At 30.2% G+C, this 16,448-nt stretch carries 11 protein-coding genes; 3 read left to right on the top strand and 8 right to left on the bottom strand.

Annotated features, from left to right (window positions below; all coding sequences use genetic code 11):
* Positions 1-19: 19 nt before the first annotated feature.
* The gene (locus tag NNC19_RS15320) at positions 20-628 is read left to right on the top strand and encodes an isoprenylcysteine carboxylmethyltransferase family protein (protein ID WP_310939542.1); all 609 of its coding nucleotides are present in this window, start codon (positions 20-22) and stop codon (positions 626-628) included.
* Positions 629-743: 115 nt separating this feature from the next.
* Positions 744-1,550 (top strand): MBL fold metallo-hydrolase, encoded by an 807-nt coding sequence (locus NNC19_RS15315; protein WP_310939541.1) that lies wholly within the window; start codon positions 744-746, stop codon positions 1,548-1,550.
* Positions 1,551-1,617: 67 nt separating this feature from the next.
* Here NNC19_RS15315 and NNC19_RS15310 read toward each other — a convergent pair whose 3' ends face one another.
* A complete protein-coding gene (locus NNC19_RS15310; protein WP_310939540.1) occupies positions 1,618-2,448 on the bottom strand; it encodes an AraC family transcriptional regulator in 831 nt (276 codons plus the stop codon).
* A 148-nt stretch (positions 2,449-2,596) separates the two neighbouring features.
* On the opposite strand from NNC19_RS15310, the gene NNC19_RS15305 reads away from it, so the two are divergent.
* Positions 2,597-4,810: an alpha-galactosidase gene (locus NNC19_RS15305; protein WP_310939539.1), complete on the top strand. Its 2,214-nt coding sequence runs from the start codon at positions 2,597-2,599 to the stop codon at positions 4,808-4,810.
* 76 nt (positions 4,811-4,886) lie between these two features.
* Here the strand turns inward: NNC19_RS15305 and NNC19_RS15300 are convergent, their stop codons facing one another.
* The 7 genes from NNC19_RS15300 to NNC19_RS15270 form a co-directional block, all read right to left on the bottom strand.
* The gene (locus NNC19_RS15300; RefSeq protein WP_310939538.1) at positions 4,887-5,720 is read right to left on the bottom strand and encodes an HAD family hydrolase; all 834 of its coding nucleotides are present in this window, start codon (positions 5,718-5,720) and stop codon (positions 4,887-4,889) included.
* 14 nt (positions 5,721-5,734) lie between these two features.
* Entirely contained in the window at positions 5,735-9,163 is a 3,429-nt protein-coding gene (locus NNC19_RS15295) for a pyruvate carboxylase (protein ID WP_396136439.1), read from the bottom strand.
* Between the two features lie 349 nt (positions 9,164-9,512).
* Entirely contained in the window at positions 9,513-10,928 is a 1,416-nt protein-coding gene (locus NNC19_RS15290; RefSeq protein WP_310939537.1) for an amino acid permease, read from the bottom strand.
* 126 nt (positions 10,929-11,054) lie between these two features.
* A complete protein-coding gene (locus NNC19_RS15285; protein ID WP_310939536.1) occupies positions 11,055-12,101 on the bottom strand; it encodes an RNA ligase RtcB family protein in 1,047 nt (348 codons plus the stop codon).
* 237 nt (positions 12,102-12,338) lie between these two features.
* Positions 12,339-13,904 carry a PAS domain-containing sensor histidine kinase gene (locus tag NNC19_RS15280; RefSeq protein WP_310939535.1) on the bottom strand — a complete coding sequence of 522 codons (1,566 nt, stop codon included), beginning with the start codon at positions 13,902-13,904 and terminating at the stop codon, positions 12,339-12,341.
* Between the two features lie 219 nt (positions 13,905-14,123).
* Positions 14,124-15,023, bottom strand: a complete 900-nt coding sequence (locus NNC19_RS15275) for an alpha/beta hydrolase (RefSeq protein ID WP_310939534.1) — start codon at positions 15,021-15,023, stop codon at positions 14,124-14,126.
* Positions 15,024-15,155: 132 nt separating this feature from the next.
* Positions 15,156-16,445 carry an MFS transporter gene (locus NNC19_RS15270; RefSeq protein WP_310939533.1) on the bottom strand — a complete coding sequence of 430 codons (1,290 nt, stop codon included), beginning with the start codon at positions 16,443-16,445 and terminating at the stop codon, positions 15,156-15,158.
* Between the last annotated feature and the right edge of the window lie 3 nt (positions 16,446-16,448).

Genomic DNA, 16,448 nt, shown 5'->3' with positions numbered 1-16,448 from the left:
CATGAAAGAAGGTTTCTCTATGTATTTATTTGGTGACACATATTTTGAATTACCTGTAATCAAAAATGTATTTCAAGCAGTATTTATATCTTTTATTGTTTCAGAAATGTTAATTTGGTTTTTTACTTCTATTAATAATAGAAAGTGTTGTGAAAATAAAGAAAAAGGAGATAAAAATTCTTGTCTACTACTAGTCCTTGGTGTCTTATCTACAATTTTTTTCAATGTAGCTTGCCGAAAATATATTCTTTTTCTTACTACTCCTGTATTTCTGTTCTGGATAGGAACTATATTCATTGTAGCTGGAGTTTTTCTTAGAATATACTCTGTATGGACTTTAGGTAAATTTTTCACATTATCTGTACAAGTTACATCAGAACAAAAAATAATTCAAACTGGTCCTTATAAATATTTAAGGCATCCATCATATAGCGGAAGTATACTATCTCTTATAGGAATATCATTTTGTTTTAGAAATATTATTGGGATAATTCTAACTATAGCTATTATTGCAATTATTTATAAGTATCGAATTAGAGTAGAAGAAAAAATGTTAGAAAAAACATTTTCTGATTCATATAAAGAATATAAAAAAAGAACAAAAAAGATAATTCCATTCATTTGGTAAGATAAAACTAACTATAGTGATACTCTAAAATATGCTATTATTGATAATATATATGCAGAATGATAATATATGATTGTTAAGAAGAAGGAATAAAAGATTACAAAGGAGAATTAAAATGGACATGCAATTAGTTATGCTAGGAACAGGACATGCAATGGTAACAAAATGTTATAATACGTGTTTTGCATTTAGAAATGATAATGAATATTTAATGGTTGATGCAGGTGGTGGTAATGGAATTATGGCTCAATTAGAAAAAGCAGAAATTCCATATACTAATATTCATAATATGATTGTTACACATGGACATACAGACCATGTTCTTGGTGTTATATGGATGGTAAGAAAAATAGCTACATTAATATCTAATAACAAGTATACTGGAGAATTCACTATATATTGTCATGATGAATTAGTCAAAACTATAACTACTTTTTGTGAGTTGACTCTTCCAGGTAAATTATTCAACTTGATTGGAAATGGTATTACTATTCGTGAAGTAGTAAATGGTGAACAAATTAAAATTATGGGTATAGATGTTCAGTTTTTTGATATAGCTTCTAAAAAGCAAAAACAATTTGGATTCTCTACAACACTTCCAAACGGAAAGAAATTGGCTTGTCTTGGAGATGAACCATATAATGAATCTAATAAAATCTATGTTGAAAACTGTGATTGGATGCTTTCTGAAGCTTATTGCTTATATAGTGATAAAGATATTTTTAAACCATATGAAAAATATCACAGCACAGCACTTGATGCTGGTAAATTAGCTGAACAATTAAATATAAAAAATCTACTTCTATATCATACTGAAGATAGTAATCTTATAGAAAGAAAAATGAGATATACAAATGAAGCTAAAACAGTTTTCAGTGGAAATGTTTTTGTCCCAAATGATTTAGAAAAAATCCAGCTTTAAGCTATTTTTTAACTATATATATTGAAGAATTTTTTTTTATATTAGGCAAGATAAATATAATCAAATTTTATTTATCTTGCCTATATTTTTTAGGGCTCTTTCCTTTTACTTTCTTAAATATCTTGGAAAAAGCAAGTGGATCATTATACCCTACTGATCTAGATATATCACTAATAGTAAGCGCTTCATTTTTCATAAGTTCACAAGCTTTGTTTATTCTATATTTTATTAAATATTCTTGTGGAGAAATCCCAAAGTTTTCTCTAAAAAAAGAGCTAAAATAATTTTTATTTAAACCTATACTCTCAGCTATTTCACTAATCTTAATTTTTCTAGCAAAATTTCTATCTATATACTGCAAGGTTTTCTTTATATATATATCCTTATAACTGCTACCTAATTCAACATTCTTTTCTGCCTTCTCAATTAATTCTGATAAAAAGATGCTTAATAATCCTTGCAGTCTCAATTCTCTGCCATATTTTAATTTTGCAGCTTCTCTCATATTTTCAAAACATTTTTCCACAAAATTACTTTGTTTATATTCAAATATAGGATTATATCTGTCTAAACCAGCAAATTCCAAATAATTTTCTGCTTTAATCCCTCTAAAGCCTATCCAGGTATATGTCCATGGAGTTTTATCATTAGCCTCATAGTAGGTAATAACATCTGGGCATATAAGAAATCCCTGATTTTTATGTAATTTATATGACTTTCCATCTACATAAAAAGTACCACTTCCCTCAAGTATATAATGTATTAAAAAATGATCTCTGACAGCTGGTCCATACGAATGTGATTCCTTACATTTTTCCATACCGCCTTGATATACTATAAGATCAACACCTTCTTGATTTCCAGTTAAAAATTGAACTATATCAGTATTCTCTTCCATATGAATTTTCCACTGCCTTTCTATCAGAATATAAATATCTTAAATTATACCATGTTTATATTATCATATTCCATTCTATTTTTATGTGACAGTTTTATAATTAATCTTATTAAGAAGTTACTTTAAATAATGAAAGGCAGGTTCTAATATGAGTATAACTTATAATGAAACAACAAAAGTTTTCCACTTGCAAGCTAAAAATTCTAGTTACATTTTCCAAGTACACAAAAATGGTTATTTATCTCATTTATATTGGGGAAGAAAACTAAAAAAAGCAAATGCAGATGAATTATTAGCTGTAAGAGCTAGATGCTCCTTTTCAGCAAATCCAGATCCTAATGACCTAGTTTTAACACTTGATACTCTGCCACAGGAGTATCCATCATACGGAAATACTGACCTTCGTTCTCCAGCATATTCAGTTCAGTTAGAAAATGGTACAACTATAACCGACCTTAGATATCAATCTCATAGGATCATTAAAGGAAAACCTTCCTTAGAAGGATTGCCAGCTACTTATGTAGAAAAAGACCAGGAAGCTGAAACTTTAGAGATTACATTAATAGATTCTTTAATTGGACTAAAAGCTATTCTCTCTTACACAGCTTATAAAAACTATGATGCTATTACAAGAAATGTACGCTTTATAAATGCAGGAACTACAAAGCTTAAACTTCTTCGTGGATTAAGCATGAGTGTGGATTTTAATAATTCCAATTATGATTTTATGCACCTTTATGGCTCATGGGCAAGAGAAAGACACATAGAAAGAAGACCTCTTTTTAAAGGTACTCAATCTATTGAAAGTAGAAGAGGTGCAAGTGGCCACCAGCATAACCCATTTATTGCTCTTTTAAGTAAAGATGCTACAGAAGATTATGGGGATGTCTATGGCTTTAGCTTAGTTTATAGTGGTAATTTTCTAGCTCAAGCTGAAGTTGATCAATATGAAACTACAAGGATATCTCTTGGAATAAATCCATTTGATTTTACTTTGGCTTTAAATGAAAAAGAATCTTTCCAAACTCCTGAAGTTGTAATGGTTTATTCTTCAAATGGTTTAGGTGATATGTCTAGAACCTACCATAAGCTTTACCGTGAAAGATTATGCAAAGGTAAATTTAGAGATAAGACAAGACCAATCCTTGTAAACAATTGGGAAGCTACTTATTTTGACTTTACTGCTGAAAAAATTGAGGATATTGCAAAGGTTGGGAAAGAACTTGGCATAGAACTTTTTGTGCTAGATGATGGCTGGTTTGGAAAAAGAGACAATGATGATTCTTCACTTGGAGACTGGTCTGTTAATAAGCGAAAACTTCCTAATGGATTAGATGATTTAGCAAATAGAGTAAATGATATTGGATTACAATTTGGACTATGGTTTGAACCTGAAATGGTATCTCCTAATAGTGATTTGTATAGAGCTCATCCTGATTGGTGTTTACATGTTCCAAATAGAAGTCCTTCAGAAGGTAGAAAACAATTAATATTAGACTTATCTAGAAAAGATGTTTGTGATTATATTATTAAATCCATATCAGATATTCTAAGTAATGTTAATATAAGCTATGTAAAATGGGATATGAATCGAAACATGACTGAAATTGGTTCACAGCTTTTACCTATAGAAAGACAAAGAGAAACAGCTCATAGATATATGTTAGGATTATATAGAGTCATGAATGAAATTACATCAAGCTTCCCTAATGTATTATTTGAAAGTTGTTCTGGTGGTGGTGGTCGTTTTGATCCAGGTATGCTATTCTATATGCCTCAAACTTGGACTAGTGATGATACAGATGCAGTAGAAAGATTAAAAATACAATATGGTACAAGCATTGTATACCCTATTAGTACTATGGGCTCCCATGTTTCTGCAATTCCAAATCACCAAGTTCATAGAAATACTTCTCTAAAAATGAGAGGAGATGTTGCTATGTCAGGTAACTTGGGTTATGAATTAGATTTAACAAAATTTACTGATGGAGAAAAAGAAGAAGTTAAAGCTCAAATATCACAATACAAAGAGTTAAGAGAACTTATCCAATTTGGAGAAATGTATCGTCTTTTAAGTCCTTTTGAAGGTAATGAAGCTGCGTGGATGTTTGTATCAGAAGATAAGACTGAAGCTCTTGTATCATACTTTAGAGTTCTTGCATCACCAAATGGCTCAATAAAAAGACTTAAATTAAAAGGATTAGATTCAGAGAAAGAATACTTAGTGTCAGATAAAGATAGTATCTATGGTGGCGATGAGTTAATGTATGCAGGTCTTATCATCCCTGATTTACAAGGAGATTATCAAAGTGTTGTATGGCATTTAAATGGTATTTCAAATATATGTTTATCAACTAAATAAAAGTATATTATTATGGCTCAACATATTTTAATGTTGAGCCATAATATTTTTTTAGTAAAAGGTTTTAATATGGATACTATATTAAATTTAATTTTACAAATGCTTTATATAATCCATCCTTATCAACATCATCTGTAATATAATCAGCCATTTCCTTAATTTCCTTTCCTCCACTTCCCATTGCAACACCATATGCACAATAAGATAGCATTGGAATATCAACTTTTGCATCACCAAATGCAATGGTATCAGATATATCTGCTTTTAGATGTTTTAGTAAATGTTCAATGGAATTTGCCTTGTTAATTCCCTTTACACCTAAATCTCCAAAAAGTGCTTCTTCACCTTTTCCTCCCCAAGTCCTACACTCTAAATCAGGGAATTCATCTTTGGTATCCAAAAAATCCTGATAAGAATCTAAAACATAACTAACTTTATTTAAATCATCTCTATATAGATTTTCATTAAAAATCATCTCAGGGAAAGCTTTACGCACCGTAACCTCTTCTGATTGATTTTTGCCTTTTCTCTTTGTATATTCTTTTATAGTAGAATCTGCTCTAGTTTCAAAATTTTCACTAGCAAATAAGCCATTATTGCTTTCAAGATAAAACTCAAGACCACGAGAATGTAGCCAATCCACAATCCTCTTGCACTGCTCTTTTGTAATTAGTTGATGCATTATCACATTATTATTATCTTCAACATAGCTTCCATTTCCACCTATCATTCCATCTAATCCAATATCCCAAAGATTTTGATAAACCTCTGCCCTGCTTCTTCCTGTACTTATATATACCTTATGTCCGTTTTTTCTTGCTTTTCTAATTGCCTGAATAGCTGATTCTGGGATATTATTTTCATAGTCTACCAATGTTCCATCTACATCAATAAATATTATCTTACTCATATTCTACCTCTTATTTATTCTAAAATCATTAAAGCCTGACCTGTCTTTACTTGCTGCCCTTCTTTAACAAATAATTTTTTAACTTTACCTGGAACAGAAGTATTGATTATTGTTTCCATTTTCATAGCTTCAACCACTATAACATTTTGATTTTCTTCAACTGTATCCCCTTCTGCAACCAGTACCTTTACAACTGTTCCTGGAATACTTGAACCTATCTCATATTTATTACTTGGGTCTGCCATTGGAACTTCAATAGTTTCTGCTTTAACTGTACTTAATTTATCTTGTATTTTAATTTCTTTTCTGTTACCATTTACTTCAAATTCAACAGTTCTCTTACCTTCATTATCAAGCTTACTTATTTCAAGCAATTTAATAATTAATACTTTACCTTCAGATACTTCAATTTCACAAGTCTCACCTTCATTTAATCCATGGAAGAAGATATCACTACCCATTCTCTTTAAGTTTCCATACTCTTTAACATTTTTCATATATTCATCAAAAACATCTGGATAAAGAGCATAACTTAAGATTTCTTTCCTTGAAGAATCTATATTAAATTTTTCGTCTAAATGTTTTTTAATCTTATCAAAATCTTCTGGTGGAAGAAGTTCTCCTGGTCTACAAGTTATTGGCTCTTCCTTTTTAAGAACTAGCTTTTGTAATTCTTTAGGAAATCCTCCCATTGGTTGACCCATCATACCTTTAAAGTAAGCTGTAACAGAATCTGGGTAAGCCATACCTTTTCCTTTTTCAACGATATTTTCAGGTGTTAAATCATTTTTAACCATAAATATTGCCATGTCACCTACCATCTTTGAAGAAGGAGTAACTTTAACAATATCCCCAACCATATCATTTACTTTCTTATACATACTTTTTATCTCATTAAATCTATGTCCTAATCCAAAACTTTCAACTTGAGGTTTTAAGTTTGAATATTGCCCTCCTGGTATTTCATACTTATAGATTTCAGCACTTCCTGATTTCAAATCAGATTCAAAGGCTTCATATACAGGTCTAACAGCACCCCAATAATCTGATATCTTTTGAATACCCTCTAAATTAATTCCTGTATCTCTATCTGTATTCTTTAATGCTGCAACTACAGAATTTAGTGCAGGTTGACTTGTTAATCCTGACATACTATTAAATGCTGTATCTACTATATCAACACCAGCTTCAGCAGCCATTAATACTGTAGCAACACCGTTTCCTGTTGTATCATGAGTATGAAGATGTATAGGCATTGAAACTTCTTCTTTTAAAGCTTTAATCAACTTAAATGCTGCATAAGGTTTCAATAAAGCTGACATATCCTTTATAGCAAGTATATGAGCTCCTGTCTTTTCAATCTCCTTTGCCATCTTAATATAATAATCTAAATTATACTTATCTTTCTTATTATCTAAAATATCTCCAGTATAGCATATACAAGCCTCTGCTATCTTACCATTTTTAATAACTTCATCAATTGCAACTTCCATTCCCTTTATCCAGTTTAAAGAATCAAATATTCTAAATACATCTATACCTGAATTAGCTGATTCTTTAATAAACTCTCTAATAACGTTATCTGGATAATTCTTATATCCAACTCCATTTGCTCCTCTAATTAACATTTGGAATAATACGTTAGGAATTCTTTTTCTAAGCTCTGTTAGCCTTTCCCAAGGATCTTCCTTTAAGAATCTATATGCTACATCAAAAGTAGCTCCTCCCCACATTTCATATGAGAATAAATCCTTTCCATGTGCTGCCGAAGCCTGAGCAATTTTAATCATATCTGTACTTCTTACTCTTGTAGCCATTAATGATTGATGAGCATCTCTCATTGTTGTATCTGTAAGTAGCAACTTATTTTGCTCTTTTATCCACTTCACAACTCCATCAGGACCTTGTGTATCTAATATTTGCTTTGTTCCACTTAATGGTTCTGTCAAATGTATCTTAGGCACCTTAGGAACGTCAAAATCCTTTTTAGTACCTAGAGTTTCATTTACAACTTTATTTCCTATGTACTTAAGTATAGTTAATTCACTATCAACCTTTGGTGTTGTTAGGAAAAGGTCTGGATTATCTGCTATAAAGTTTGTATCACATTCTCCATTTAAGAATGTTGGATGATTTAATACATTAATTACAAAGTCTACATTTGTCTTTACACCATTTATAACAAATTCTTTTATTGCACGAATAGCTTTTCTTGAAGCATCATTAAAGTTTCTTGAATAAGCTGATGTTTTAACAAGTAAGCTATCATAATATGGACTTATAATTGCTCCTGTAAAACCATTTCCCCCATCAAGTCTAATTCCAAAACCTGAACCTGTTATGTACTCTTCAATTTTCCCTGTATCTGGTGCAAAGTTATTAGATGGATCTTCTGTAGTTATCCTACATTGTATTGCATATCCTCTTGTTTTTACATCATCTTGACTAAATATTCCTATTTCTTTAGACTTTAAGCCATAACCTTCTGCTACTAAAATCTGACTTTGTACAAGGTCTATTCCTGTAACTAATTCTGTTATAGTATGCTCAACTTGTATTCTTGGATTCATTTCTATAAAGTAATGATTACCATGAGCATCTACTAAGAATTCTAATGTTCCTGCACTTCTATATTTAACGTGCTTTGCAATCTTTAATGCATCTTCACATATTTCTTTTCTTTTTTCCTCAGTAAGAGCAAAAGCTGGAGTAAATTCTATTACCTTTTGATGTCTTCTTTGAATAGAACAATCTCTTTCATATAGGTGAACTATATCTCCATTTTTATCTCCTAATACTTGAACTTCTATATGTTTTGGTTTTTCAATATATTTTTCTATAAATATATCATCTATTCCAAAAGCTTTTTTAGCTTCATTCTTTGCACTATTGAATGATTCTAATAGCTCTTCTTCTTTTCTTACAATTCTCATACCTCTTCCGCCACCACCAGCTGCAGCTTTTAACATTACTGGATATCCACAAAAGTTTGCATATTTTATTGCTTCTTCTTCAGTATTTATAGGCTTTTCAACTCCTGGTATAGTTGGAACTCCAACTTCTTTGGCAACTAGTTTTGATTTTATTTTATCCCCAATCATCTCTATCATTTCGCCAGTAGGTCCAATAAACTCAATACCTGCTTCTTCACATTTTCTAGCAAATTCAGCATTTTCAGATAAGAATCCATAACCTGGATGGATTGCATCTACACCCTTTTTTAATGCAACAGCAATGATTTCATCAATATTTAAATAAGCCTCAATAGGTCCTTTATTTTTACCAATTTCATATGCCTCATCTGCTTTTGTTCTAAATAACGCAACCTTATCCTCTTTAGAATAAATTGCAACTGTTCTTATTCCTAGCTCTTTACAAGCTCTGAATATTCTAATAGCAATTTCTCCTCTATTTGCCACTAAAACTCTTTTAAATTTTTTCAAAATTATGCCCCCTTCTTAATTCGGTGTTTTTTACTCATATTATTATACCATTAGATATGGGATTGAATACAGTATTTTTCAATATATTTTGCTGAAAATTGCAATTTAATTATGCTGAAAATTGCAATTATTAACGAAATCATTGGAATTATACGAATATAATGCATACTTTTCTACTTTTAATGACTCAATTTTTTATGATCTAGTGGAAGATTCTAACTTATCCTCATTTCTCATTTGCTTCAATATTTCTAAAATGCTTGCATATAAAAAATGGGCCAATACCCTAAAGTATTAAACCCACTTAAATAAACTGTATATTTTTTATTGTTTGTTAGTAATTATATAGTTAACTTACTTTACTAATTTCTTCTTCAGCTGCAATTTCCTTATTTGCCTTTTTAGCTATTCCAAATCCATAGTAACAAGCAACTAATATTAATAACCATATTGGTCCAACAATAACTGCTATTAAAGTATCTGGATTAAAGCACATTACTACAAGTACAAAAAGTAAGAATGCCATACTTATATAATTAGTTAATGGATATAATGGCATTGGAAATTTTAATTTAGATACTTGCTCTTTATTAAGCTTCTTTCTAAATTTCATTTGTGCAAGTAAAATTATAAACCATACAAATATTCCTGCAAATGTTGCAACACTTGTTACATATGAAAATACTTTACCAGGAACAACATAGTTAAGGAAAACTCCTATAAGCATACAAAATGATGAAACTAAAATTCCTTTTTTAGGAACTTGTGATTTACTAAGTTCTCCAAACATTTTTGGTGCTGAACCTTCACGAGATAAGTTATAAAGCATACGTCCTGTTGTAAAAATACCACTATTACAAGCTGACAATGCAGCAGTTAATACAACAAAGTTAATAATTCCAGCTGCAGCACTAATTCCAAGATTATTAAATATTAAAACAAATGGACTACCAAGAGTTCCTATCTTGTCCCATGGATATATAGACATCATAACAGCTAATGCTCCTACATAAAATATCATAATTCTCCAAAAAACTTTGTTTATAGCTGATGGTATAGTCTTATCTGGATTCTTTGCTTCACCTGCTGTAACTCCAATAAGTTCAATTCCAACAAAAGCAAAAGCCACCATAGCTAAAGCACTAATAGGTCCACTAATTCCATTTGGAAGAAAACCTCCATTACTCCAAAGGTTTGAAATTCCTGTGGCCACACCACCATTACCTAATCCAGTAGTTATCATTACTACTCCTACAATAATCATTGCAACAATTGTTACTACTTTGATAAGAGCAAACCAAAATTCAAATTCACCAAAAGCTTTTACTGCAACTAAATTTACAAGTGTCATACAAATAACTGCGCCAAGTGCTGATAACCATTGTGGAATAGACGGAAACCAAAAGTTAATGTAAACACCTACTGCAGTAACTTCTGCCATACAAGTTACAATCCACATAAACCAATAAGTCCATCCTGTTAAATATCCTGCAAGAGGAGATATGTAGTCATTTGCATAAGAACTAAAAGAACCAGCAACTGGCTTTTCCACTGCAACTTCTCCAAGAGCACGCATTATAAAAAATAATATAGCTCCTGCAACTATGTATGTTAATATCAATGCTGGACCTGCTTTATTTATTGCTCCTGCCGATCCTAAAAATAATCCTACTCCAATGGCACCACCAATGGCCATTAATTGAATATGTCTTTCTTCTAAGCCTCTATGTAACTCTTCACTTGAAACTTGTTTTTCATCCTTCATTTCCTATGTCCCCCCAAAATTATGGAATCTCTTGTTATAAAAATAATTTTAAAAACAAAACTATAATGTGAATATTGTACCACTCTTCGTAAACAACTACAATTATCATAATATATATTAAGTAATTTAATCTTTATAAGTAATGATTGGTTTCAACTTAGCTACTACCTTAATCATGTTAAATTTAATAAGGTCTTCAATTACTCTATCTATATTTTTATATGCTTCTGGAGCTTCTTCATATATTAAATTATAATCTTTACATACTAGATTATAATTAAAGTTTCCACTTTTAACATCCTTTTTTGAATACTTCCCAAAAAGCTTTTCTTTACAACCATTTCTCTGCCACTTACGACCTGCTCCATGTGCAATTGAAAATCCTGTATCCAAACATCCATTAATAGGTTTTACTATATATGAACCAGTTCCCCTAGATCCAGCTATAACAACATATCCACTATCTACAGGTGCTGCTCCTTTTCTATGAATATAATACTTGTCCTTATAATCTATCCCATTATGAATAGCTTCAATTACAAGTTTTTCTACTGAACTATTAATGCCATCACATAGCCTTTCAGCTATTAAATCCCTATTTCTTTTAGAGAAAGTTATTGCTTCATTATAATCATTAATATAACTCCGAAATCCTTTACTGCCCTCTACCAAACCATTTTGACAACTAAATTGTTCTATATGCTTTCTTAAAATACTTTCACCTAACCCTCTACTACCACTATGAACTAATAGATGCACTCTATTTTTATCTAAATTTAAATCATTAAATTCTTCTTTATCTACTACTTCATCAACTATAGTAAACTCTGCAAAATGATTCCCTTTTCCTATAGTTCCAAGGTTAAATTTATCCCTGTCTGAAATTTTTATCAAGTCTATATTATTTAAATTCTTCATCACTTTTTCTACTTTAAATTTTTTTCTTAAAGTAGATGTTTGAAATAAGCTTATAGAACATCCTATATCATTTCCTATTAAATGAGGATAAATTATACCTTCTGTAATAAATGCTGCGCCAACTGGAGTTTTCCCTGGATGTAAATCTGGATACCCTACAGCTAAAACAACTCCTTTTAGTGTTGATAATTTTTTTACCTGTTCTATTCCTTCACTTTCCATCCATGATTTTTCTGTGTATATTATTTTATGCATTAAAATATTCTCTCCTTTAATATATAAACTACTTTTCTTATTGAGAGAATAATTATTTTAAGCTATTATCCTAGCTTTTTCTTAATATTCTCTCACCATCATATTATTTATCATATTAATCACAACCTTTACTAAAAATTTGTCTAATTAGATTATATTATAAATGACATCTCAATTTTATCAAGAGGCAAAAAAATTCCACCTAATTATATTTACATTAGATGGATTTAATAGACATTATGAATAAATATCTGAAAACTCTATATTAATAGTTTCAATTTTACTTTTTATGCTTTTCTTCCTGTGATAAGGAACTTCTAATGTTTTGTTTGGAAGTTCTATTATGAATTTACTTCCCTTATCTATTTGACTTTCTACACTGATTTTACCTTGGTGTAGTTCAACTATTGATTTAACAAGACATAAACCTATACCACTTCCCTCTGAATTTCTTGATAATGATTTATCTACTTGTTTGAATCTTTTAAATATTTCCATCAAATCGTCTTCATTAATTCCTATACCTGTATCCTTTACTGATATTTCAATCTTATCCCCTTTCTCAAGAACTTTTACTAGTATTTCGTCTCCAATACTAGAAAATTTTATTGCATTCGAAATAAGATTCAACATAACTCTTTCAATATTGGTAGGATCACAAACTATTACTCTTTCCTCTATGTTCGTATCAAATATAATTTTTAACCCTTTAGTTTCAACATATTCTGATACAGATTGAACAATATTTTCAATAATACTAACTATGTCTTGATTTGATAAGTGTAACTTAAAAAATCCAGATTGAATTTTAGATAAATCTACTAAATTATTAACTAATTTTATTTGCCTATAACAGTTTTGTTTTATAATATTTATATATTTATTAAATTTCTCACTATTGTCTGTTAGAGAACCATCTTTTATGTATAAATTAAATAACTGAATGGTTGCATAAATTACATTCAGTGGAGTTTTAAGCTCATGAGATATGTTTAGAAAGAACTCTTCCTGCATTTTCATGTTATTTTCCAATTCAAGTTTAGCAATAGCCTCTTTTGTAATATCTCGCCAGCACTGTACTCCTGCAATAAAATTTCCTTTATCATCATAGATAGGACTTGCATTTATATCATAATAAGTTTTGATATTCTCCACATCCCTCATGACTCTATATCCTATTACTTTTTCTCCTTTTAATATTCTAACCCCTGGAATATCTTCGTATGTAACCAAATTTCCTGAAAGATCATAATATGTATTTGTTTTAAGACTATCTCCTATTTTGCTTGACTTGTGATTCATGAAAGGAAATATATTTCTAGCTGATTTATTAAACTTAGTATATTTTCCTTGTTTATCACAAATAAATAGTAAATCTGATATGTTTTCAATTATTGTATTAAGCTTTTCATTCCCTTCAATTACTGTTTGTTCTAGTTCTATGCTATCGCTAATATCATGACCAGCTGCATAAATAATCTTTTCCTTTAATTCAAATTTTGCATTCCAAGAAATCCATTTAAATTTTTTATCTTTACACTTACATCTTAACCTCAAATTTACAATGTCTTGTCCTTCTTTCATCTCTAATATCCTATTTTTTAAGATACTTTCATCCTGTGGATGTAGAATAGAAAACATATTTAACTCTTCTATATCAGTAGTGTCATATCCAAAGATATTGTTAAACGCAGAATTCGAATATTCAAGTTCACCATTAAAATAAAATGCACATAATATTTCTTTGGTTAAGTTAAATATTTTTTTATAGCCACCCTCATCTATTGCTTTATTATTGAACATTTCTCTCCCCCCAAACCATAAGCAAATTTTCTTAATTACATAATTTTATCTTTTATTGAAATTTAAGGTGCAACACTATAATTATATAACATTATTAGAAATAAATAACTATAAAAGTTATATCTTTTTCATAAAATATTAATAATATATAAAATAAAAATCGTGCAAATATGCACGATTCACGATTTTTATTTTATATATATTTTCATTTTTTCAACCTTAATACTTTTTAAGCCAACTTTTAACTAAATCAAACCACATAGCACAATGTGAACTAATATGAATATCTTGATTTGCTGTTGTTTCATCACATAAAGCCAAACCATGAGGTCCACTTTCAAAAATATGCAATTCATATGGAACTTTATGTTTAGTTAACTGTGAAGCAAAAGCTAATGAATTTTCCACATATACCATTCCATCATCAGCTGTATGCCAAATAAATGTTGGAGGTGTATTTTTAGTTACATACTTTGTAGGACTAAGTTTTGATAATTCCTCCATAGTTTGATTATCTTTTCCTGAAATCGCTTTATTAGAAATTTTCCAGAATTCATTTAGAAATTCATTTGATTCTTCATCTACTTTTTCTTTCATAATTGTATAATCTATTACTGGATAACCAAGAATAAGTGCATTAGGCTTAAACATATCACTATCTACTCCAAATTTCTCTTTTAACAAATCATCTTGCCAATGAACTCCCATACTTGCAACTAAATGTCCCCCTGCTGAAAATCCACATATAGAAATTCTATCACTATCCACAAACCATTCTTTAGCATTTTCTTTTATTATCATAAAAGCTTTTGCTAAATCAAATAATGGACCTGGATATATGGATCTTTCATTTAATTTTGGCAAATTATTAAAATCCACTGACATTTCATTAAAGCAAGTACTATATCTAAGTACAAATGTATGATATCCTTCTGATGAAAACTTTATTGCTATAGGTTCTGCTTCCCTATCTGAAAGTCCCAAATATCCTCCTCCAGGGCAAATTATTATAGCTGGTCTTTTTTTATCAGTTTTAAATTCCTTTGAATTCTCCAATAGATATGTAACTAAATTTACATTCTTATTGCCTTCCCATAATTGAATTTTTTTAATTAACATAACCTCTTCCCCCAAAACAAATCTTTTATATTTTCACATTATATTTTACTATTTATAAACTCATATTATAATAGTACAATCTAACTAAAATAATTTTACATTTAATAACCACTGTAATTGTTACAAGACTTATTAAGCTGTTAAATCTCCATAACGTTCCTTTTCAATTTGTTCAAGTGTTTTTCCTGAAGTATTTGGTGTAAATGCAATACCAACTATTGCACTAATTATAAGGAATCCTACCATACAGGCTGCTGCTAATTGGAAGCCAAACCGTGTCATAATCGTTGGTACAATAACACTCCATATTCCAAGTGTTGCACGTACTGCACAGAACATTACACCTGCTGCAGATGCCCTATATCTTGTTGGGAATAATTCACTTGACCATAATTGATAAAATGCTTGTTGTCCAAATCCACAAGAAAATCCATATCCAACAACAAATATTAAAAGCATGCTAGGTTTCATACTAGATTGTGGTAGCATAAATATTGACCAGGCACCAATTGCCATTATAGCTGATGTCGCATAAATACCTCTGCGACTTACTTTATCCCCTAATCGCATAAATACTAAGTAAGTACCTATAGCTGTACATACAAATAACCCTGCTTGAAGTAAATTAGCAGTTGTATCTGAAACACCACCAACTGTTTGATATATTAATGGCATGAAGAATCCCATTGTTCCTGCTGCTAAGTTCCAAAATAGATATACCCCAACTAAAAATAGCATTGATTTAAGATTAACTGGTTTTAATAAATCTTTTGGAGAAGATTTTTTCATTATTCCTTTTGCAATAAGTTCTTCTTCTTTTTGCTTTTGAATTTTCCAGGAATCTGAATCTGTCTCTCCCCTTCTTAATAGCCATGTAATAAATGCAACTACCACTAAATGTCCAAACACAATTCGATTACCAAGTAATCCTAAGTTCCCCAACGAAACTGAAAGAACTAATGCCACAACTGGCCCAAGTGACCATGCTATTTGTGCTGAGCCACAGTGTTTTGCACGATTTTCTGCAGGTGCACTTTCAGCTAAAACTGTCCAAGAAGTTGGAACATCAGCACCAACTGACAATCCTACAATTATATATCCAGTAAGTAACATTGGAAAACTACTAGAAAAAATTACTATTAACATACCTAACATATAAAATAATAAATCATATTTATAAACTAATTTACGTCCAAATTTATCACAAAGATATCCACCAATTAATGCTCCAACAGCTGCTGAAACTGCATTTGCACTTAATCCTCCCAATAAACCAATTTGTAAATCATTCATTCCAAGATAAGAAGTCCAAAGTGATAACCCTGCAGATCCTGCAACTATTGATCCTGCATCAATATAACTTGTCATTGATGCAGCAATGGTATTTTTCCAAGATGACTGTTTTCTACTAATAGTACTCATTAG

This window comes from Clostridium sp. SHJSY1 (assembly GCF_031626875.1).
Taxonomy (GTDB): Bacteria; Bacillota; Clostridia; order Clostridiales; family Clostridiaceae; genus Clostridium.
The sequence above is the reverse complement of the archived record's forward strand: the minus strand, read 5'-3'. Positions and strand labels throughout refer to the sequence as shown.